The 21,305-nt window shown below is 59.7% G+C and carries 22 protein-coding genes and 1 pseudogene; 15 read left to right on the top strand and 8 right to left on the bottom strand.

Annotated elements, in window-relative coordinates:
- Nucleotides 1-13 precede the first annotated feature (13 nt).
- Nucleotides 14-1,228: an NADP-dependent isocitrate dehydrogenase gene (locus O3W47_RS11300; RefSeq protein WP_003520411.1), complete on the bottom strand. Its 1,215-nt coding sequence runs from the start codon at nt 1,226-1,228 to the stop codon at nt 14-16.
- Between the two features lie 215 nt (nt 1,229-1,443).
- Between O3W47_RS11300 and O3W47_RS11295 the strand changes: the two genes are divergently transcribed.
- The 9 genes and pseudogenes from O3W47_RS11295 to O3W47_RS11255 all read left to right on the top strand — a co-directional run bounded on the left by O3W47_RS11295 (nt 1,444) and on the right by O3W47_RS11255 (nt 8,479).
- On the top strand, nt 1,444-1,974 hold the full coding sequence (locus O3W47_RS11295) for a hypothetical protein (protein WP_059760477.1): 531 nt from the start codon (nt 1,444-1,446) through the stop codon (nt 1,972-1,974).
- 280 nt (nt 1,975-2,254) lie between these two features.
- Nucleotides 2,255-3,088: an RNA methyltransferase gene (locus O3W47_RS11290; RefSeq protein WP_003520414.1), complete on the top strand. Its 834-nt coding sequence runs from the start codon at nt 2,255-2,257 to the stop codon at nt 3,086-3,088.
- Nucleotides 3,072-3,893, top strand: a complete 822-nt coding sequence (gene murI, locus O3W47_RS11285; protein WP_080816714.1) for a glutamate racemase — start codon at nt 3,072-3,074, stop codon at nt 3,891-3,893. The genes O3W47_RS11290 and murI overlap by 17 nt, the downstream gene beginning before the upstream one ends.
- A 378-nt stretch (nt 3,894-4,271) precedes the next feature.
- The gene (locus O3W47_RS11280) at nt 4,272-4,511 is read left to right on the top strand and encodes a hypothetical protein (RefSeq protein ID WP_059760384.1); all 240 of its coding nucleotides are present in this window, start codon (nt 4,272-4,274) and stop codon (nt 4,509-4,511) included.
- A gap of 97 nt (nt 4,512-4,608) precedes the next feature.
- Nucleotides 4,609-4,887, top strand: coding sequence for a type II toxin-antitoxin system RelE/ParE family toxin (locus O3W47_RS11275; RefSeq protein WP_137453062.1), 279 nt, complete (start codon nt 4,609-4,611; stop codon nt 4,885-4,887).
- Between the two features lie 14 nt (nt 4,888-4,901).
- Nucleotides 4,902-5,189: a HigA family addiction module antitoxin gene (locus O3W47_RS11270; RefSeq protein WP_020810458.1), complete on the top strand. Its 288-nt coding sequence runs from the start codon at nt 4,902-4,904 to the stop codon at nt 5,187-5,189.
- A 72-nt stretch (nt 5,190-5,261) separates the two neighbouring features.
- Nucleotides 5,262-5,900, top strand: coding sequence for a LysE family translocator (locus tag O3W47_RS11265; RefSeq protein ID WP_080816715.1), 639 nt, complete (start codon nt 5,262-5,264; stop codon nt 5,898-5,900).
- 51 nt (nt 5,901-5,951) lie between these two features.
- Nucleotides 5,952-6,838 (top strand): annotated as a pseudogene (locus O3W47_RS11260) (EamA family transporter).
- A 99-nt stretch (nt 6,839-6,937) separates the two neighbouring features.
- Nucleotides 6,938-8,479 (top strand): ATP-binding protein, encoded by a 1,542-nt coding sequence (locus O3W47_RS11255; protein WP_269313796.1) that lies wholly within the window; start codon nt 6,938-6,940, stop codon nt 8,477-8,479.
- 236 nt (nt 8,480-8,715) lie between these two features.
- On the opposite strand, the gene O3W47_RS11250 is transcribed toward O3W47_RS11255, so the two are convergent.
- Entirely contained in the window at nt 8,716-9,699 is a 984-nt protein-coding gene (locus O3W47_RS11250; protein WP_269313795.1) for a TerC family protein, read from the bottom strand.
- Between the two features lie 453 nt (nt 9,700-10,152).
- Here O3W47_RS11250 and rpsD point away from each other — a divergent pair, with 453 nt between their 5' ends.
- From rpsD to O3W47_RS11225, 5 genes are all read left to right on the top strand, one after another.
- Nucleotides 10,153-10,770, top strand: a complete 618-nt coding sequence (gene rpsD / locus O3W47_RS11245; RefSeq protein WP_003520423.1) for a 30S ribosomal protein S4 — start codon at nt 10,153-10,155, stop codon at nt 10,768-10,770.
- A gap of 69 nt (nt 10,771-10,839) precedes the next feature.
- On the top strand, nt 10,840-11,769 hold the full coding sequence (locus tag O3W47_RS11240) for a glutaminase (protein WP_269313794.1): 930 nt from the start codon (nt 10,840-10,842) through the stop codon (nt 11,767-11,769).
- Nucleotides 11,770-11,833: 64 nt separating this feature from the next.
- Entirely contained in the window at nt 11,834-12,772 is a 939-nt protein-coding gene (gene ttcA / locus O3W47_RS11235; protein WP_442864634.1) for a tRNA 2-thiocytidine(32) synthetase TtcA, read from the top strand.
- Nucleotides 12,773-12,788: 16 nt separating this feature from the next.
- Entirely contained in the window at nt 12,789-13,616 is an 828-nt protein-coding gene (locus O3W47_RS11230) for an inositol monophosphatase family protein (RefSeq protein WP_080816725.1), read from the top strand.
- Nucleotides 13,617-13,645: 29 nt separating this feature from the next.
- Complete coding sequence (locus O3W47_RS11225; protein ID WP_137453066.1) at nt 13,646-14,470, top strand: inositol monophosphatase family protein; 825 nt, start codon at nt 13,646-13,648, stop codon at nt 14,468-14,470.
- 233 nt (nt 14,471-14,703) lie between these two features.
- Here O3W47_RS11225 and O3W47_RS11220 read toward each other — a convergent pair whose 3' ends face one another.
- The 4 genes from O3W47_RS11220 to O3W47_RS11205 all read right to left on the bottom strand — a co-directional run bounded on the left by O3W47_RS11220 (nt 14,704) and on the right by O3W47_RS11205 (nt 17,199).
- A complete protein-coding gene (locus tag O3W47_RS11220) occupies nt 14,704-15,912 on the bottom strand; it encodes a multidrug effflux MFS transporter (protein WP_269314825.1) in 1,209 nt (402 codons plus the stop codon).
- Between the two features lie 137 nt (nt 15,913-16,049).
- Entirely contained in the window at nt 16,050-16,385 is a 336-nt protein-coding gene (gene grxD / locus O3W47_RS11215) for a Grx4 family monothiol glutaredoxin (protein WP_003520429.1), read from the bottom strand.
- 137 nt (nt 16,386-16,522) lie between these two features.
- Nucleotides 16,523-16,954 carry a hypothetical protein gene (locus O3W47_RS11210; protein WP_269313792.1) on the bottom strand — a complete coding sequence of 144 codons (432 nt, stop codon included), beginning with the start codon at nt 16,952-16,954 and terminating at the stop codon, nt 16,523-16,525.
- Nucleotides 16,951-17,199: a hypothetical protein gene (locus tag O3W47_RS11205; RefSeq protein WP_003520431.1), complete on the bottom strand. Its 249-nt coding sequence runs from the start codon at nt 17,197-17,199 to the stop codon at nt 16,951-16,953. Before O3W47_RS11205 ends, O3W47_RS11210 begins: the two co-directional genes overlap by 4 nt.
- 211 nt (nt 17,200-17,410) lie before the next feature.
- Here O3W47_RS11205 and O3W47_RS11200 point away from each other — a divergent pair, with 211 nt between their 5' ends.
- Complete coding sequence (locus O3W47_RS11200) at nt 17,411-18,559, top strand: hypothetical protein (RefSeq protein ID WP_269313791.1); 1,149 nt, start codon at nt 17,411-17,413, stop codon at nt 18,557-18,559.
- Between the two features lie 140 nt (nt 18,560-18,699).
- Here O3W47_RS11200 and O3W47_RS11195 read toward each other — a convergent pair whose 3' ends face one another.
- Both O3W47_RS11195 and purL read right to left on the bottom strand, forming a co-directional pair.
- On the bottom strand, nt 18,700-18,933 hold the full coding sequence (locus O3W47_RS11195; RefSeq protein WP_003507909.1) for a BolA/IbaG family iron-sulfur metabolism protein: 234 nt from the start codon (nt 18,931-18,933) through the stop codon (nt 18,700-18,702).
- Between the two features lie 16 nt (nt 18,934-18,949).
- The gene (gene purL, locus O3W47_RS11190; RefSeq protein ID WP_137453069.1) at nt 18,950-21,184 is read right to left on the bottom strand and encodes a phosphoribosylformylglycinamidine synthase subunit PurL; all 2,235 of its coding nucleotides are present in this window, start codon (nt 21,182-21,184) and stop codon (nt 18,950-18,952) included.
- Nucleotides 21,185-21,305: the final 121 nt, after the last annotated feature.

Here is a 21,305-nt window from a genome sequence, read left to right as displayed (position 1 = left end):
TGGGAAGGACAGCTTAAGCCGCCATTGCCTTCTTGAGATTTTCGTCGATCTTGTCGAGGAAGGCGGTGGTGGAGAGCCAGGGCTGGTCCGGTCCGATGAGGAGCGCCAGATCCTTGGTCATGTAGCCGCTTTCAACGGTGTCGACGCAGACGGTTTCAAGCGTTGCGGCGAACTTTGCCAGTTCGGCATTGTCGTCCAGCTTGGCGCGGTGGGCGAGGCCACGGGTCCAGGCGAAGATCGATGCGATCGAGTTGGTCGAGGTTTCCTGGCCCTTCTGGTGCTGGCGGTAGTGGCGCGTAACCGTACCGTGTGCGGCTTCGGCTTCGACCGTGCGGCCATCGGGAGACAGGAGAACGGAGGTCATCAGGCCGAGCGAGCCGAAGCCTTGAGCAACCGTGTCGGACTGCACGTCGCCATCGTAGTTCTTGCAGGCCCAGATGTAGCCGCCGGACCACTTCAGCGCGGAAGCGACCATGTCGTCGATCAGGCGGTGCTCGTAGGTGATGCCGATTTCGTCGAACTGCTTCTTGAATTCGTTCTGGTAGACTTCTTCGAAGATATCCTTGAAGCGGCCGTCATAGGCCTTGAGGATGGTGTTCTTCGTGGAGAGGTAAACCGGCCACTTGCGCATCAGGCCGTAGTTCATGGAGGCGCGGGCGAATTCGCGGATGGATTCGTCGAGGTTGTACATGGCAAGCGCCACGCCGGCGCTCGGGGCGTCGAAGACGTCCTTTTCGATGACCTGGCCGTCTTCACCGACGAACTTGATGGTCAGCTTGCCCTTGCCGGGGAACTTGAAATCGGTTGCCTTGTACTGGTCGCCGAAAGCGTGACGGCCGACAACGATCGGCTTGGTCCAGCCGGGAACGAGGCGCGGAACGTTCTTGCAGATGATCGGCTCGCGGAAGATGACGCCGCCCAGAATGTTGCGGATCGTGCCGTTCGGGCTCTTCCACATCTGCTTCAGGCCGAATTCCTCGACGCGGGCTTCATCCGGGGTGATGGTCGCGCACTTGATGCCGACGCCATGCTTCTTGATGGCGTGCGCCGCATCGACCGTGACCTGGTCGTTGGTGGCGTCGCGGTTTTCAACCGAGAGGTCGTAATATTCGATGTCGAGATCGAGGTATGGCAGGATCAGCTTGTCCTTGATGAGCTGCCAGATGATACGGGTCATTTCGTCGCCGTCGAGATCGACGACCGGATTGGCTACCTTGATCTTTGCCATGAATTCCTCACCTTCGAAGCTGTGGCGCCGGATGGCGCCGGTATCCGGAAAAATATCCGGTGCGGCTATAGCATCGCGCGCGCCTGAGGCAAAGCCATGGGGGGCGCTTTTTTGGCGCAGCGCAATAACGCTTTGCGCATTGCCAAACCATAATGCCGGAATACAGTCAGGCGAATCGCTTCGCCCGCCTGTCGGGCCTATCCCGGGATCACATCATGCGGAATATTCTGCTTCTGACTGCCGCCGTCCTCTTTTCGCATAGCGCGCTCGCCGCCGGGCCTGCCGATCCCGTTCAGAAGGTGATGGATATCACCGTCAAGAACTGGTCGGGCGAGGCGGAAAACTGGAAATACGTCTTCGACGAGGACATGCTGACCAGCCTGTTCAGCAAGGATTTCGTCGCGCAATATCGCGAAGCCTCCAAGAAACCGGCTTATGAGGCCGAAAGCGGCGAAACCGGCGATCCCTTCGGTTACGATGTCGTGACAAACTCGCAGGATGGCTGCCCGCTGGCCGATGTTTCCGTGACGCCAGGCGCGGTGAAGGACGGCGTGACGGATGTGACGGCGAAATTCAAGCTCTGGGCCTGCATGGACGAGGCGGAGATGAAGGCGACGGTTGACGAAGTGCATTTCGACGTCGTCGAGGAAGACGGCCGGCCAGTCATCAGCGATATTCACCGGGTTGGCGATGAGGGCAGGGATTCGCTGCGCGAAGAAATGGCGACGATCATCAAGGGGGAGTGAGGGCGGAGATACGTATGCTGGGGCGCTTGAAAACCTCTCCTCCGTCATGCTCGGGCTTGTCCCGAGCATCTGCAACAGATTGATGTTACGTGACGTGCGTGGATCCTCGGGACAGGCCCGAGGATGACGTCGAATGGGAGGTGGCAGTCCTGCATCCACTCGAAGGGTCGCCCTTCGCCCTTCCGACTTTGATTTTAGTGCCGATCTGTGCCAGTGAGACGCGCTTTACAGTATCGGCGTGAAAGTCGATGCGGCGCTTTTAAAAAACGGACAAAAGACGATGGCAGGCACAAACAGCGATCTCGAACTTGTGGCGGAAGGCCCGGCGATCATTCTCGTCGAACCGCAGCTCGGCGAAAATATCGGCATGGTGGCGCGGGCCATGGCCAATTTCGGTCTGGCCGAATTGCGTCTGGTCAATCCGCGTGACGGCTGGCCGAGCGAGAAGGCGCGCGCCGCAGCCTCCAAGGCCGATCACGTCATTGACGCCACCAAGGTATTCGAGACGCTGGAAGAGGCGATCAAGGACCTGAACTTCGTCTATGCCACGACCGCGCGCGAGCGTTACGGTTTCAAGCCGGTGCGTGCGCCCGTCACCGCCGCCGATACGCTCAGGGCAAAATTCAAGGCTGGCGAAAAGACCGGTATCCTCTTCGGGCGAGAGCGCTGGGGGCTGACCAATGAGGAAGTGGCGCTGGCCGACGAGATCGTGACATTTCCGGTCAATCCCGCTTTTGCCTCGCTCAATATCGCACAGGCCGTGCTTTTGATGTCCTATGAATGGATGAAATCCGGCATGGACGATCTGGGAGAGACGCTTTTCCAGTCCGTCGAACAGCGCCCTTCGACCAAGGAACAGGTTTTCGGCCTGTTCGAACATATCGAGGAAGCGCTGGATGCGCGGGGTTATTTTCATCCCGCTGAAAAAAAGCCGAAAATGGTCGACAATCTGCGCGCCGTGCTGTCGCGACGCGGGTTTTCCGAGCAGGAAATCAGCGTTTTCCGTGGCGTGATCAATTCGCTCGACCGCTTTCCACGGCAATGGCCAAAGCAGGCGGGAAGGGCAGCGGGGCCGTCGGCCGAGGGAGCAGGGGAGAATGCTGAAGACGAGTGAGGCCGCGGCCGATGTGCTGAAACCGGTGCTGGTGTTCGATTCCGGCATTGGCGGGCTGACCGTGCTGCGCGAGGCGCGGGTGCTGATGCCCGAGCGCGGCTTCATCTATGTGGCCGACGATGCGGGTTTTCCCTATGGCGGCTGGGAAGAGGAAGCGCTGAAGGCGCGCATTCTCTCGCTCTTCGACAAGCTGCTGGACGACTATAGCCCGGAAGTCTGCATCATCGCCTGCAACACCGCCTTCACGCTCGCTGGCGCAGATCTTCGCGCCCGCTTTCCGCAGATGACCTTCGTTGGCACTGTGCCCGCCATCAAGCCGGCGGCGGAGCGCACCCGCTCGGGCCTCGTTTCCGTGCTGGCGACACCGGGCACCGTCAAGCGCGCCTATACGCGCGATCTCATCCAGTCCTTCGCCAGCCAATGTCATGTCCGCCTCGTCGGCTCTGAAAACCTGGCGCGCATGGCGGAAAGCTGGATCAGGGGCGAGCCGGTTTCGGATGAGGCTGTGCTTGCCGAAATCGAACCCTGCTTCATCGACAGCCAGGGAAAACGCACGGATATCGTCGTTCTTGCCTGCACCCATTATCCCTTCATGGCCAATCTATTCCGCCGGCTGGCGCCATGGCCGGTGGATTGGCTCGACCCCGCCGAGGCGATTGCGCGGCGCGCGCGCCACCTCGTGCCGCTGCCGCAGGATGCGGAGCATCCGGATGGTTTCGATTTTGCCGTCTTCACCTCCGGCAAGCCGGATTTCGCCACCCGGCGGCTGATGCAGGGTTTCGGTCTCAGCGTTTCGGCGGCCTGAGCGCCTGTTGTATTTTTGCATCTGTTTTATCCGTCTTTTGCAATTCGAGATTGCGACCACTTGTCGCGTCGGATTTCTTGTGTAAGATGCATCTTGTCTGTAACCGCTATAAATGGAGGCGTGGAATGACCAATGACATCAATATGCGCCTTAACGGCATGTCAGGCCTTTCCGGCATGATTATCGGCGGTTATGTGATGCGAGGCATCTCCCTCCGATAAGGCTTATGGCCTGATTTCCCTGCCGTTTGGCATTTTCACTTCGTCCGACATGTGATTTGCGCGTTTGCGTGGCATGAGTGCTGCGTGCACCGTTTCGGCATGTCGTTTTCCATCGATAAAGGACCTGGCCGCTTTGCCGCGCCGGGATGGATTTCCCATGCAGAAAAATCAACCATTGGTAGCATATGCGCTGCCGGATGCGGTCGATCGCTTGTTCGTCACATTCGGTGTCTGGAAAACCCTGAAGGCGGTTCTCATCGCCGCACTGGTGCCGCGCGCGCCGCCGACCGATCCTGCCGATTTGCCAGAACGGCTTCTGGTCGATATCGGCCTCGACCCTTCGCGGGTGAAGCGGCGGCGGGATTGGGAGGTTCCTCACTGGGCGCCCCGGTTTTGATTGGCAAAGGCCTCTCCGGCGAAGAAACGTCGGGGCGGCCGCCGCATCTCTGCCGTTACGTATTGTATAGCGATGCGATACAGGATACGTTGTGCCTATGATCGTCAGTTTCCGACACAAAGGGCTAGAAGCTTTTTATCGTTCCGGGACGACGAAGGGTATTCAGCCTGCCCATGCCGCCAAGCTTGGCCGAATACTAACCTTGCTTGAGGTTGCGGCAGGCGCTCCCGATCTTAATCTTCCTGGTCTCAAGCTTCATCCGTTAAAGGGCGATATGAGGGGCCACTGGTCCCTATGGGTGAATGGAAACTGGCGCGTGACGTTTCGATTTCTGGATAGCGACGTCGAACTCGTCGACTATCAGGACTATCACTGAAGGGAATTGTTCCAATGATGAAATTTCCTGTTCATCCCGGTGAGTTGTTACGGGAGGAGGTTATTGCCGCACTTCAGCTTTCCGTAACAGACGCTGCTGAAAGGCTTGGAATGTCGCGCGTAGCGCTTTCGCGGGTCTTGAACGGGCGGGCAGGAGTGAGCCCAGACCTTGCCCTACGGTTGGAGCGGGCAGGGGTCAGCACCGCGCGGGCATGGCTTGCCATGCAGTCGAATTACGATCTTGCACAGGCGATGAAACGTGAGCAGCCGCCCGTTCGTCCGTTGGATGACAGGGCGGCATAATCTTCGAAGATTTGGCTTGATACCTTCTGGTTTTGGTGGCTTGCTCCTAAAAATCAGATAGGGAGATTCACCATGCCGCTGGAGAACTGGCTGGCCTTCGTGGCCGCATCCGCCATCATGCTTGCCATTCCGGGACCGACGATCCTGCTGGTGATTTCTTATGCGCTGGGCCACGGCCGCAAGGCCAGCACGGCGACGGTGACGGGTGTGGCGCTCGGTGATTTCACCGCGATGACGGCTTCCATGCTTGGTCTCGGCGCGCTGCTTGCCACATCGGCGGCGCTTTTCACCGGGCTTAAATGGATCGGTGCGGCTTACCTCATCTATCTCGGCATCAAGCTGTGGCGTTCGCCGGTCAGCGGCGAGGGCCGGCAAGGGACTGGCGTGACCGGCCGCGAAAGGCCGCTCAAAATCTTCCTGCATGCCTATATCGTCACCGCGCTGAACCCCAAGAGCATCGTGTTCTTCGTGGCCTTCCTGCCGCAGTTTCTGGTGCCGACATTGCCCTTCTGGCCACAGGTGCTGATTTTTGAAGTCACGTTCCTCGTGCTTGCCACGGTGAATGCGGCGCTTTATGGACTTCTGGCAAGTGCCGCCCGCAATACGATCCGCAAGCCGACGGTTCAGCGCATCGTCAACCGCACGGGCGGCGGTCTCCTGATCGGCGCCGGTCTCATTGCCTTCGGCTGGAAGAGGGCGGTCTCGGCGTAACGCCCCTCAAACACCTGGGGTGTCGGTCGCCTGAAATTCGGACATAACAAAATGGCATTGCCGCATATTCTTCTCGCCCTGATCACCGTGTTTTTGTGGGGCTTCAACTTCGTCGTGATCAAGGTGGGCGTCGCCGATATGCCCCCTTGTTTCTGACCGGGGTGCGTTATCTTTTTGCGGCCGTGCCGCTGGTGTTCTTCCTGCCGAAACCCAATGTGCCGTGGCGTCACATGATCGTGTACGGCATGGCGATGGGCTTCGTGCAGTTCGGCCTGCTTTATCCGGCCATCAAGCTCGGCCTGCCGGCGGGGCTTGCTTCGCTCGTCATGCAGTCGCAGGCATTCTTCACGCTGGCACTTGCCGTGGTGTTCCTCGGCGAGCGGCCGTTGCCCTCACAGATCCTCGGCGCGATCATCGCTTTTGGCGGGCTCGCGGTCATTGGCGTGGAGCGCATGACGGCGGCAGCGTTGATACCGCTGCTGATGGGGGTCGGCTCGGCCATTGCCTGGGCCTGCGGCAACATCGTCAACCGCCGCATCGGCCAGGTGAATGCGGTTTCCTTTGTCGCATGGACGAGCCTTGTGCCGGTTCTGCCGTTGATTCTGCTTTCGCTGGTGGTGGAAGGACCTGATGCGATTGCGGAAGGCCTGCTCAATGCGACGCCGACGATGGCTTTTGTGGTGATCTACATGGCCTATGGTGCGACCATTGTCGGCGCGGGCATCTGGAGTTACCTGCTCCTGCGGTATCCGGCCGGAACGGTGGCGCCGTTTTCGCTACTGGTGCCGATTGTCGGTTTCATCAGCGCCTATCTCGCTTTTGCGGAGCACATCACCGTCTTCGAAGTGGTCGGTGCAGCATTGGTCATCATCGGGCTGATGCTGAATGTGTTCGGCAGACGGCTTTCGTTTTTGCGAGTCTCGTCCGGGACTGCATAGATGCGGCGTAATTGCCTGTGCATTACCGGCACGGGGCAGACGCAACCGGCGATTTTTTGGTAAAGAGCATGGTCGGCCGCCGCCAGGAGAATCGGCCGAATGACATGCAGCACGAGGAATGGAACATTGCAGGTCGGTATCGACATGGGAACCCTATCGGGCGGGCAGCAGGCCAAGCTCGATATCGAGGAATTGCTTGCGACGCGTTTGCTGGTGCAGGGCAATTCCGGTTCCGGCAAGTCGCATCTGCTGCGCCGGCTGCTCGAGCAATCGGCGCAATGGGTGCAGCAGGTCATCATCGATCCCGAGGGTGATTTCGTCACGCTTTCCGACAGGTTCGGCCATGTGGTGGTGGATGGCGAGCGTACCGAGGCGGAACTTGCCGGCATTGCCAACCGTATTCGCCAGCACCGCGTTTCCTGCGTGTTGACGCTCGAAGGCCTCGATATCGAACAGCAGATGCGGGCCGCCGCCGCCTTCCTCAACGGCATGTTCGATGCCGACCGCGAATTCTGGTATCCGGTGCTTGTCGTGGTGGATGAGGCGCAGATGTTTGCGCCCTCCGTTGCCGGTGAAGTGACGGAAGATGCGCGCAAGGCGTCGCTGGGCGCCATGACTAATCTGATGTGCCGTGGCCGTAAGCGCGGTCTTGCCGGCGTCATCGCCACGCAGCGTCTGGCGAAGCTCGCCAAGAACGTGGCGGCGGAAGCGTCGAACTTCCTGATGGGCCGCACCTTCCTCGATATCGACATGGCGCGCGCGGCTGACCTTCTTGGCATGGACCGGCGGCAGGCGGAAATGTTCCGCGATTTGCAGCGCGGCAATTTCGTGGCGCTCGGCCCGGCGCTCTCGCGCCGGCCGCTGCCCATCGTCATCGGCCCGGTGGAAACCTCGGCGCGTTCCTCTTCGCCGAAGCTGATGCCCCTGCCGGATGCCCTGCCAGACGTAGAAGACCTGATTTTCACGCCGGATCCGGAAGAGTTTACACGGCCTGCCGTGCGCCGCACGCCGCCAGCACCACGCCCGACCACGGATATTCTGGCCGAACTCTCCCGTTCCACGCCTGCTGCGGTCGGTCCTTCACCCGAGCAGCCGCGAAGCGGCCAGCCGGAGATGACGCCGGAAGAGCGTGAGGAGAAGATCGCGACGGTTCTCGTCGAAATTCTCGACGATCCGCAATCGGCCTATCGGACCGATGCCGTACTTTATCAGGATTTTCTGGTGCGCGTCCGCATGCGCCGTATTCCGGGCACACCGATGACGCTTGCGGAATTCCGCCGGCAGGTGGCGATTGCCCGCTCAGGCGTGGATGCTGCGATGGCGGCCAGCGAAGGCTGGGAAAAGGCGCTGGAATTGTCGACGTCGGTTTCCGACGACCTGCAGGGCGTTTTCCTGTTGCTGGTCAAGGCCGCTCTTGGCGAGGAGCCTTGTCCGTCGGATGCCCGCATTGCCCGCGCCTATGGCACCCATTCCGCACGCCGCGCGCGGCGGTTGCTCGGTTATTTCGAGGAGAAAGAGCTTGTGGTGGTGCACGCCGACTTCTCCGGCAAGCGCATCGTGGCTTTCCCTGATCTCGATGCAAAAACCGCACCCGGCGATGCGGATGCGGCTGAGGACGATGCGCGGCTTGCGGCGGAGTGAGGTTGCGGCAGGCTGCTTGTTTGACATACCTCCCGTCATGCCGGACTTGATCCGGCATCCAGCCACGGCGCGTCTGCGCCGTGAGACGAGTCTATTGCGATCAAGGACTTGAACGCGCTGGACCCCGGATCAGGTCCGGGGTGACGGCGTGTATATTATGTGGCGGTGGTAACCTCATTCGTCAGCGGAATTCTGAAAGAGGCTGAGGAGGCGTTTCCGCCTCCTCGATCAAGGCCTTATTCGATGGCTTTCTCTTCCTTCCGCGTCGCAATCAGCGAACCGATAATGCCGGTTGCGAGGATGGCGACGGTGACGCCGAGTGAGACGGCGGGCGGGATCTTGGCGATGCCGAGCATGTCGGCGACGAAGATTTTCGAACCGACGAAGACCAGAACCGCAGCCAGCGCATATTTCAGATAAGCGAAGCGGTGGATCAGGGCGGCGAGCGCAAAATAGAGGGCGCGCAGGCCAAGGATCGCGAAGATGTTCGAGGTATAGACGATGAACGGATCGGTGGTGATCGCGAAGATCGCCGGGATCGAATCGACCGCGAAAATCAGGTCGGCGATTTCAACCATGATGAGCGCCAGGAAGAGCGGTGTCACGAAGGTTTTCAGCTTGCCGGTGGTCGCATCCGTTTCTTTGACGAAGAACTTCTCGCCATGCAGCTTCTCCGTCACCGGAAGGCGGCTGCGCAGGAACTTCAGGATGCGGTTATTGCCGATATCCGATTCATCATGGTCGGACGAGAACAGCATCTTGAGGCCGGTGAAGACGAGGAAGGCCGCGAAGAGATAAAGCACCCAGTGGAAGTTTTCGACGATGGCCGCGCCGCCGGCGATCATGATGCCGCGCAGGACGATGACGCCGAGGATACCCCAGAGCAGCACTCGGTGCTGGTACTGACGGGGAACGGCGAAATAAGAGAAGATCATGGCGATGATGAAGATATTGTCCATCGCCAGGCTTTTTTCGACCACGAAGCCGGTGACATATTCCATCGCCGATTGTTCGCCGGACTGGTACCAGATCCAGCCGCCGAAGGCCAAGCCGATGGCGATATAAAAGCCCGACATCAGCAGGCTTTCACGAACGCCGATTTCCTTGGAGTTCTTGTGCAGCACGCCGAGATCGAGCGCGAGCAGGCCAAGGACGAGAGAAATGAAGACAGCCCACATCCATGTGGGGGTGCCGAGAAAATCGTTGAGGAGAAATTCCATCAGTCAACCTTTAGCCGGACGAGGTTGGCTTTGCGGATGGGGAACGTGCGTGAAGAATATACGTGGGCCCCAACCTAAAGAAACTCGACATCACGTGTTGTCCGGTAACACGCCAGAGGGGCCCGAGTTCTGATCACGATGGAGAGATGGGTGGGCGCTCAGGCTTTTCAAGGGTACTCGTGAGAAAAAAAGCGGCAGGCGTTGTTTGACAAATTTGTAAAACGTGTTTAGAAGCCGCCCCAACGCCGGGCAGTGATGTCCGGTGTGTTTTGTTGACTGCCTTGCAGTTTTAAAGGCTGACGTTCGGCGGTCAATATCACCGACATGTCCCGTGGTTTCTCCATTTGCATGTGAGAAGCCTGTCAGAGGCCCTGAAACGGGCTTCAGAGGAGGGCGTGTTTCCTTGAACCGGTTTGGCAACAGACCGGCATAACCTTTTGAGAAGGAAATACGATGAGCAAGCGCGAATCGGCTAAGTACAAAATTGACCGCCGCATGGGCGAAAACATCTGGGGTCGTCCGAAGTCCCCGGTTAACCGCCGCGAATACGGCCCGGGCCAGCACGGCCAGCGCCGCAAAGGCAAGATGAGCGACTTCGGCACGCAGCTGCGCGCCAAGCAGAAGCTCAAGGGCTACTACGGCGAACTGCGCGAAAAGCAGTTCCGCGCCACCTTCGACGAAGCAAACCGTCGCAAGGGTGACACTTCCGAAAACCTGATCGGCCTGCTCGAGTCGCGTCTGGACGCCATCGTCTACCGCGCCAAGTTCGTTCCGACCGTTTTCGCATCGCGTCAGTTCATCAACCATGGCCACGTCACGGTTAACGGCGTTCGCGTCAACATCGGTTCTTACCGCTGCAAGCCGGGCGACGTTATCGAAGTTCGCCAGAAGTCCAAGCAGCTCGTAACCGTTCTGGAAGCCGTTCAGCTCGCTGAGCGCGACGTTCCGGACTACATCGAAGTTGACCACAACAAGATGGTTGCGACCTACGCCCGCGTTCCGGCTCTTTCCGACGTTCCGTACCCGGTCGTCATGGAACCGCATCTGGTCGTCGAATTCTACTCGCGTTAATCGACGCGTTTCAGTATTGAGAAAGCCGCCCCTCGGGGCGGCTTTTTTGTTTGCCGGGGAAGGCTTTGCATGCAGGATATTCAGGCGATCGTCGATTCCATCTATGACAGCATGGCGCCGAGGCTCGGTGAGGGGAAGGTCGCGGATTACATTCCCGAGCTCGCCAAGGTCGATCCCAACCAGTTCGGCATCGCCATCACCACCGTCGATGGAACCACCTATACGGCTGGCAATGCGCTTGTACCGTTTTCGATCCAGAGTATCTCCAAGGTCTTCATGCTGACGCTGGCGCTCGGCAAGGCCGGCGAGACGGTGTGGAACCGGGTGGGACGCGAACCTTCAGGCTCTTCCTTCAACTCCATCGTCCAGCTGGAACATGAGCACGGCATCCCGCGCAATCCCTTCGTGAACGCCGGCGCGATCGTGGTGACCGATATCGTTCTTTCCGGCCACCAGCCGCGTGAGGCGATTGGCGAGCTTCTGCGCTTCGTGCGTTATCTCGCGGACGATGACACGATCAGCATTGACGACACGGTGGCAAAATCCGAGCAGGCGACGGGGTTCCGCAATTTTGCGCTCGCCAATTTCATGCGCTCCTTCGGCAATCTGCATCATCCCGTGGAATATACGCTCGGCGTCTATTTCCACCAGTGCGCGCTTTCCATGACCTGCGCCCAGCTATCCCGTGCCGGGCTTTTCCTCGCCAATCGCGGCCGCAATCCGCTGACCGGCCACACGGTCGTCTCGGACCGCCGGGCGCGGCGTATCAATGCGTTAATGCTGACCTGTGGCCATTATGACGGATCGGGCGATTTCGCCTATCATGTCGGCCTGCCGGGCAAGAGCGGTGTCGGCGGCGGCATCATGGCGGTGGCGCCGGGCAATGCGTCGATTGCCGTCTGGTCGCCGGGTCTCAACAAGGTGGGTAATTCGGCGCTCGGGTCACAGGCGCTGGAATTGCTGGCGACGAAAACCGGCTGGTCGGTATTCGGGGCTTGATATTGCCGGCGGATGGGGGCATTGCCTGCATGAAGAACGGCAGTCGTGCCGGAGCGAGCGGATGATGAACATTCTCACCAAGATCGATGACTTTGTAGATCAGGCCGGGGCCGCCCAGATCGGGGCGGATCAGGACGCGTCCGAGGAAAACGGCAACTCGCATCCGCTGTTCGACAATGCGCCGCGTTCGGTCTCGTTCAACAAGCTGCGCAAGCGGCTGCTGCGCAATGTGCGCCAGGCCTTTGAAGATTTCGGCATGCTGAACGGACAGAAGCGCTGGCTTGTCGGCCTTTCCGGCGGCAAGGACAGCTATGGTCTTCTGGCCTTGCTGCTCGATCTCAAATGGCGCGGGCTTTTGCCGGTGGAACTGGTGGCCTGCAATCTCGATCAGGGCCAGCCGAATTTTCCCAAACACGTGCTGCCGGAATATCTGGCGAAGATCGGTGTCGCTCATCGCATCGAGTATCGCGACACCTATTCGGTGGTGAAGGAAAAGGTGCCCTCCGGCGGCACTTACTGTTCGCTCTGTTCGCGACTTCGGCGCGGTAATCTCTACCGCATCGCGCGGGAGGAGGGTTGCGACGCACTGCTGCTCGGCCATCACCGCGAGGATATTCTCGAGACCTTTTTCATGAACTTCTTCCACGGCGGCCGGCTGGCCGGAATGCCGGCCAAGCTTTTGAATGACGAGGGCGACCTGATGGTCATGCGCCCGCTTGCCTATTGCGCCGAAGAGGATATGGCGAAATTCGCGGCGGCGATGGAATTCCCGATCATTCCCTGCGACCTCTGCGGTTCGCAGGACGGGCTTCAGCGCAATGCCATGAAGGAGATGCTGGCGGATATCGAAAGGCGTATGCCCGGCCGCAAGGACGTGATGCTGAGGGCGCTTGCCCATGTTAATCCATCGCATCTGCTCGATCCCAAGCTTTTTGATTTCTCGGCGCTTTCTGTCACCGGGGCGTCACCTGAAGAGCGTAGGGAGGCCAACTCCCCCTTATGAAGAAGTGCCCCGCCCGATGACCCTTTCCGACAAAGATATCGACTTTCTCGTCTCCACCGTTGCCGCTGCCGGCGCGAATGAAATTCTTCCCCGCTTCCGAAACCTGAGCGCCGGTGCGATCTCCGAAAAGACCTCCGCCGTCGATCTGGTCACCGAGGCCGATGTTCTGGCGGAAAAGGCGATCACCGCTGCTCTCCTTCAACGATTTCCTAGGGCCCATATCGTCGGCGAAGAAGCCTATGAGGCGGACCAATCCGTCATTCCCGCACTTGCCGATGCGCCGCTTGCCTTTGTGATCGATCCCATCGACGGCACGTTCAATTACGCTTCCGGCTTCCCCGCTTTCGGCACATTGCTTGCGGTCACCGTCAAGGGCGAGACGGTGGCGGGCTTCATCCACGATCCGGTGATGGGCGATACCATCGTTGCCCTGAAAGGCGAGGGCGCGTTTCTCAACCGCAGGAACGGTTCGCAGGCGAAGCTCAGGGTTGCCGATCCCGCGCCATTGTCCGATATGGTCGGCATCTTTTCCTGGGGCCACAGCCATCAGGATCGCCGGCCGGTGATTGCCGCCAATATGGCCAAGATCAAGATGGCGCTGTCGCTCAACTGCTCGGCACATGAATATTGGCTTGCCTCGGCTGGCAAGCTGCATTTCATCGGCCATGAAAAGCTGATGCCGTGGGATCATCTCGCCGGCGTGCTCATTCATCAGGAGGCGGGCGGTTACACGGCCCGTTTCGACAATACGCCCTATCGGCCGGGGCAAACGGAGGGCGGCATTCTGTCTGCTCCCGACAAGGAAAGCTGGAAGATGCTGCGACGGGAAATCGTCGCCTTATAAGATCACGCTCAGAAAGAAGGATATCGCCCATGGCTCTCGAACTCGACATCGCCTCTCTTGCCAATGCGCTTCAGGAGGCGGCGGCAGTGGAAATCCTGCCGCGGTTCCGCAATCTGGGCGAGGGCGATGTACGGATAAAGACCGAGGCGATCGACCTCGTCACCGAGGCCGACGAGGCCGCCGAACGGTTGATACGCGCCCGCGTGCAGGAAATCATGCCACAGGCGCTGTTCATCGGCGAAGAGGCGGTGGCGGCGGATGCCTCGCTGCTCGGCAAGCTTGCCGATGCCGATCTCGCCGTAGTGGTCGATCCCATCGACGGCACCTATAATTTTGCTTCCGGCCTGCCGCTCTTCGGCGTGATGATGAGCGTCATCTCCAGGGGCGAGACCGTTGCCGGCCTGATCTTCGATCCCATGGGCAATGACTGGGCGATTGCCGAAAAGGGTTCCGGCGCGTGGCTTTGCAGCGCCGACGGTTCGCAGACCGAGATGTCGGTCGTGCCGGCCCCGGAATTGTCGCAGATGGTCGGCATCGCCAATACCGGCTATTTCGACGTGGAGACACGGCGCAAGATTTTGATGAACCTTGCCGATGTGCGGCTCTTCACCAGCTATCGCTGCGCGGCGCATGAATACCGCCTGTTCTGCGGCGGCCACATGCATTTCCTGATGTATAACAAGCTGATGCCCTGGGACCATCTGGCCGGCACGTTGCTGTCGCAGGAGGCGGGCGCTTACGCGGCACGCCTCGACGGCTCGCCCTATCTGCCGAGCCATGTGGATGGCGGGCTGCTGCTCGCGCCGGATCAGGAGACGTGGGAACTGCTGCGGGAGAAGATTTTTACGGTGTGAGGTGCGCTCACGCGAATTTCAGCTTCTTGCCTTCACAAGCCTGCCTGCAACGTCCTGAAATCTCTCCTCCGTCATGCTCGGGCCTGTCCCGAGCATCTGCAACGTCCCGATTTTGTTGACGTGATTAGATCCTTGGGACAAGCCCAAGGATGACGTTGAGTGTGAAAGCAGACTTGTTGTCACATTAAGGGCGCGGAACAGAATTCCGCGCCCTTTCATTTTTCTATCGCCCCTTACCGGGTCGGCTTGTTATGCGCCTGAAACAGCACGCCCTTTTCGCCGATCAGCACGAAGATGAGGCCGACGATGGAGACGGCGAAGAAACCCGCGACCATGGGCAGCGCCGTGCCGTTGAAAGACTGGCCGATGGCCGCGCCGATCAGCGAGCCGCCGACAGTCCCCATGAAACCCATGACGGACGATGCGGTGCCGGCGACGTGGCCGAGCGGTTCCATCGCCAGCGAGTTGAAGTTCGAGCCGATCCAGCCGAACTGGAACATTGCGAGCGCGAAGAACACGATGAAGATGGCGAAAGGCATCGGTTCCGGCCCCAGCACCTGCACCAGCAGCCAGACGAAGGTGATGGCGATGAAGCCGAGCAGCGAGCCGTGCGACAGCTTGCGCATGCCGAACCGGCCGACCAGCCTTGCATTGACGAAGGACGAGAAGGCCATGAACAGCGCCACGCCTGCAAAAGCCGCCGCAAACCATGCGCCGAGCCCGTAAATGCCCTTATAGACCTGTTCGACCGAGTTGATGAAGCCGAACAGCGCCCCGAAGATGAAGGTGCTGGAGAGCGTATAGCAGAGCGCGATACGGTTGGTGAGCACGATCTTGAAACCGCCGAGGATGGAGCTTGCGGTCAGGGGGCGGATATCGTCCGGATGCAGGGTTTCGGGCAGGCGGAAATACATCCAGGCCGTTACCACGGCGGCAATGGCCGCCATGAAAGCGAAGATCAGGTGCCAGTCACCGAAAAACAGCACGATCTGGCCGGTGCCGGGCGCAATGACCGGCACGACCATGAAGACCATCATGATCAGCGACATGACTTCCGCCATCTGCCGTCCGCCATAGATGTCACGCACGATGGAGACCGTGATGACACGCGTGGCCGCAGAACCGATGCCCTGAATGAAGCGCAGCGCCAGCAGCCCTGAGAAGGACGGTACGAAGACCACGGCGATGGCTGAAACGATGTAGATGGCAAGCCCGACGAACATCGGCTTGCGGCGTCCGAAACGGTCCGAAATCGGTCCGTACAGAAGTTGGGCGATGCCGAAGCCGAGAAGATAGGCGGAAATCACATATTGGCGGTGGTTTTCGTTCTCGACGCCGAGCGAAGCGCCGATTTCCTGAAGACCGGGCAGCATGATGTCGATGGCGAGCGCGTTCAGCGCCATCAGCATCGCGGCAAGCGCGATGAATTCCGTGCGCCCCATCGAGCCTGCGCGCGAAGCGGTGGATTGTGAAAGATTTGTCACAGGATTGCCCCAAAAAGAACGGCAAAGGCGTTGCATGAAGCAACGCCTGGCATAAATTTCTGACAATCAGGGTGGGCCGGATGAACCGGCCGAAATCAGGCCGCGCCGCGGACGCTGATACCCTGTTCTTGGAAGTGGTTCTGCAGTTCGCCGGACTGGAACATCTCTCTTACGATGTCACAGCCGCCGACGAATTCGCCCTTGACGTAGAGCTGCGGGATGGTCGGCCAGTTGGAGTAGTCCTTGATGCCCTGGCGGATATCTGCATCGGCAAGCACGTTGATGCCCTTGTAGTCGACGCCGAGATAATCGAGGATCTGTACCACCTGGCCGGAAAAACCGCACTGCGGAAATTGCGGGGTGCCCTTCATGAAAAGAACGATATCGTTGCTCTTCACTTCGCTGTCGATCATGTCGTGAATGCCGCTCATAGGCCTATTCCTTTCACATGCGGTTCAAGGCCGCTGCTTTCTGTTTGTTCCTAGATAACATGTCGTGGCGCGATTTCCACCCGGGAAGCGTAAAAAACTGCGGGTGTGGCATCGCTGATTGCGGGTCGAAACTCCGGCTACCAGCGCATCGTTCTCTTCGGGTAAGAAAAGTCGAGAACGATTTTTCCTATCCGCTCCCACCGTCTGAAGACTGATTGTATCAATACACCTGTTTCGCCTTCCCAAATATCGAATTCGCGAGTGTTATCGAACGTTATGGCTCGTATGCCACTCGGCAACGAGCAATCGTCCTCACAGTCAATCTCCATTTCGCTATAGAAACTGTTTACTTTGATATCGAGAGTTAACGTTGGACTTTTCTGGTCCACCAGGCGGCAGGTGTTGCCGGTTCTGCAGAAGGCTGTGCCGGATATCCGATCAGCACCATCAAGCTCCACGACGAAGCCGATCTTGATCTCTTTGTTGCTCTTAACCTCTGCGGCACCTTGTAACGGCCCCGAAATCGCCAGTAGTAAAACGGCGGGAAGCAGGGGGAGGCGATACATCATCGATATCGTTGTCTGCTGCGGGCGGCGGCGGTCCGCCTTTTGCTCACCTGCTTCTTGGCTGGCTTGGGTTTGACGGCGGCGTTGATCGCGGCTTCCAGAACCGAGCCGACGATGCCGCCGGCAAGCGAGCCGGTGCTTTTCGTCCGACGCGCGCGGCGCGTCTTGCGGATGCCGGTCTTGGTGAGGATTTCAGACAGCGCGCCCTTGACGACGCCGTTGAGTACTTGATCGACGATGCCAGACAAATTTCCCTCACCGATAAATAAATCACATTTCCGTCGCGATTTTTACTATACGTGCATCGCCCGCTGTATCAAGCGATCCTTTCGGGTGTCTCTAGCGCGCATTTGCTTTCCTCAGAAATGCAAAAGCGCGCTATCTCTTTGTTTTTACGCATTGTCCTGACGTAAAAGCGATTGCGCTTTTACTGGAAATGCTCCGGCCGAAGGTTCATGCATGCCAGCCGTCAAGTCACGACTTGTTCTTTATTTCCCCGGTTTCGATCCGCTCGATGCGGCCGCCCATCATCTGCGTTACCAGCGGGCGGCGGCGCTCTCCGGCAAGACATGGGATGTCGATTATGCCGTGGGGCCGCTGGAGAATGCGCCCGGGGGTGAAACATTCACGGTGGAGGCCTCGGCGGGCGACTGGCGGACGCGCTCCGACATTTTCGTCTACGACCATAATGCGGTGATATCGCAATTGCGGGATGCGCCCGTCTGGCGGCAGATCTGGCTCGGCTTCAAGGCCGGAGCCGGCATCATCGCCGAGGGCGGTGCGGCGCGTTACTTCCGCCACGCCTGGCGTTTTGGCCTGTTCTTCATCTTTCCGTTTCTGCTGATGCTTGTCGGCGGTGCGCTTGCTGCAGGCATTGCGCTCTCACCATGGCTTTTTGGTTTACCGCTCTGGCTTTTCGTGATCAGTCTTCCCGTCGCCGCCCTGTTTTTCGTGAAGGCTTTCCTGCCGTTTGCGGAGCGGTTTCACACCCTGCATCTTTATGCGGACTGGCGGTTCGCGCTCGCGGTCGGCCGCGATGAGCCGATTGCCCGCGACTGGATCGAGGAGAGGGCAGCACTCGTTCGGACGGCGCTGGAGCAGCCCGCGGATGAGGTTCTGGTGGTGTCGCACAGCATGGGCGCCAGCCTTGCGCTCGCCGTGATCGGCCGCGTGCTGGAGCTGAAGCCGGATGCGCTGGATGGCCGGAAACTGTCCTTTGCGACCTTGGGCGGGGCGGCGCTGCAATGTGCGTTCCTGTCGAGCGCGGACCGGCTTCGCCAAAGCGTCGGCACGATTGCGCGTCACCCGGAGGTGACATGGTTCGATATCCAGTGCCTGACCGATCCTATTCATCTCTACCGGTGCAATACCGTGGGCCTGACCGGTCACAGGGATGCGCCGCAGCCGAAGATCGTGCCGATCCGTTTCAAGCATTCGCTCTCGCCGGACCGCTATAAGAAGAACAAGCGCAACTTCCTGCGCATGCACCGGCAATATGTTCTGGGGCCGGACCGCAGATCCGGTTACGATTTTACCCTGTTGACGGCGGGCCCCTTGCCGGTCGCCTCCTTCGCCGTTCTGGATTCGCAGACGCCGCCCGCCTTGTAAGCGGCACCAACCCATTCGGCCGGACATAAAAAGGCCCGCGTGAGAGTATCACGCGGGCCTTGATTTATTCCGCAGGTTTCACGCTGTCTCCTAGGCGGGACAGAGACGGTCTGTTGCCGGAACCGCTTTCACGGGCGCAATCATTCGGGAGCCGAGGTCTGCAGGGCAAGGGCATGCAGAACGCCGCCCATATTGCCCTTCAGCGCGTCATAGACCATCTGGTGCTGCTGCACGCGGGTCTTGCCCTTGAATGCTTCCGCAACGACTTCCGCCGCGTAATGATCGCCATCACCGGCCAGATCGCGGATCGTGACCTTTGCCCCGGGAATTCCCGCCTTAATCATGTCTTCAATGTCGCCGGGTTTCATGGGCATGGTGTTTCTCCTTAATTCATTCTGCGGCGAGCAAAGTTTCGCCGTCCATGAATTGAGGGAACCACGATTCATAGGCCAAGTGCAATTCTTTAATCTCGACAGCCCGCGCCGTGCCCAGCTTTACGGTGGAACCGCCGGTAACGCCGATGACCGGGCAGGAAACGCCCGCCGCCTTCGCCGCTGTCTGCACCTCGTCGAGATCGTCCTTTTTGACCGTCAGAACGTAACGGCCCTGATCTTCGCCATAGAAGGTGAGAACCGGGTTGTGGCCTTCGACGGCGTCGATGGTTGCGCCGATGCCCGACGAAATCGCCATTTCGGCAACTGCAAGCGCGAGACCGCCCGAGGAGCAATCGTGAACGGCGGTGGCAAGACCGTCGGTGATGAGGCTGCGGACGAAATCGCCGTTGTTCTTTTCAGCGGCCAGATCGACATGCGGCGCCGGACCATCGATGCGGCCATGAATGTCACGCATGTAAACCGACTGGGCGATATGCGTGCCGAGGCCGGCAGGGGCGCCCACGAGCAGCACCACTTCGTCAGCGGCGGCGAAACGGATGCGCGCCATGCGGCCCCAGTCCTTCAGGAGGCCGACGCCGCCGATGGTGGGGGTGGGCAGGATCGCCTGACCGTTGGTTTCGTTATAGAGCGAGACGTTGCCGGAAACGATGGGGAATTCCAGCACGCGGCAGGCTTCGCCGATGCCCTTGATGGCATGGACCAGCTGGCTCATGATTTCAGGCTTTTCCGGATTGCCGAAATTGAGGTTGTCGGTGGCCGCAAGCGGCAGAGCGCCGGTTGCGGTGATGTTGCGCCAGCATTCGGCCACGGCCTGCTTGCCGCCTTCGAAGGGATCGGCCTCGACATAACGCGGTGTGACGTCGGAAGAGAAGGCGAGTGCCTTCTTGTCATGACCTTCGACGCGAACCACGCCGGCATCGCCGCCGGGAAGCTGCAGCGAATTGCCCTGGATCAGCGTGTCATACTGCTCGTAGACCCAGCGGCGCGAGGAATTGTTGGCCGAACCGACCAGCGATACGAGCGCATCGGCGATATCGGCGGCGGGCACGTCATTTTCCGAAAGCGGCGCAGGCACCTTGGCGGGCGTCCACGGGCGGTCATATTCCGGAGCCTGATCGCCCAGTTCCTTGATCGGCAGGTTGGCGACTTCCTCGCCATTGTGCAGCACGCGGAAACGCAGGTCGTCGGTGGTCTTGCCGACGATGGCGAAGTCCAGACCCCACTTGACGAAGATCGCCTTGGCGACTTCTTCCTTGGAAGGCTCGAGAACCATGAGCATGCGCTCCTGGCTTTCCGACAGCATCATTTCATAAGCCGTCATGCGCTCTTCGCGCACCGGTACGGCGTTCAAGTCAAGCTCGATGCCGAGATCGCCCTTAGCGCCCATTTCAACGGCCGAGCAGGTGAGGCCGGCCGCACCCATGTCCTGAATGGCGATGACCGCACCGGTCTTCATCAGCTCAAGGCAGGCTTCCAACAGGCACTTTTCGGTGAAGGGGTCGCCGACCTGAACGGTCGGGCGCTTTTCCTCAATGGATTCGTCGAATTCGGCGGACGCCATGGTCGCGCCGCCGACGCCGTCGCGGCCGGTCTTTGCACCGAGATAAACGACCGGCAGGCCAACGCCCTTGGCTTCCGAAAGGAAGATCGCGTTGGACTTGGCAAGACCGGCGGCAAAGGCGTTGACGAGGATGTTGCCGTTATAACGCGGGTCGAATTCCACTTCGCCGCCAACCGTCGGCACGCCGAAGGAATTGCCGTAACCGCCGACACCGGCGACGACGCCGGCCACGAGGTGGCGGGTCTTCGGATGGTCAGGCGCGCCGAAACGCAGGGCGTTCATGGCTGCGATGGGGCGTGCGCCCATGGTGAAGACGTCGCGCAGGATACCGCCGACGCCGGTCGCCGCACCCTGATAGGGTTCGATATAGGACGGGTGGTTGTGGCTTTCCATCTTGAAGACGACGCAGTCGCCATCGTCGATATCGACCACGCCGGCGTTCTCGCCGGGGCCCTGAATGACGCGCGGACCCTTGGTCGGCAGGGTCTTCAGCCACTTCTTGGAGGACTTGTAGGAGCAGTGCTCGTTCCACATGGCCGAGAAGATGCCAAGCTCGGTAAAGCTCGGCTCCCGTCCGATCAGGTCGAGGATACGCTGGTATTCGTCGGGCTTCAGCCCGTGGGATGCAACGAGTTCCGGGGTGATCTTGATGGAGTTTGAGATAGACATAGGTCTCACGCGGTTCGAGCCGAGGAAAGTTTCCGGTTCTTTAGCGCAAGAGGCTCCGTGGTGCGACAGGAAAATGCGCCGCTTTGCCGGCTAATTGCCGGTTTATGCGGTTATTCACCCG

This window comes from Agrobacterium sp. LMR679, from assembly GCF_027157905.1.
In the GTDB taxonomy this organism is placed as follows: domain Bacteria; phylum Pseudomonadota; class Alphaproteobacteria; order Rhizobiales; family Rhizobiaceae; genus Agrobacterium; species Agrobacterium leguminum.
The sequence above is the reverse complement of the archived record's forward strand: the minus strand, read 5'-3'. Positions and strand labels throughout refer to the sequence as shown.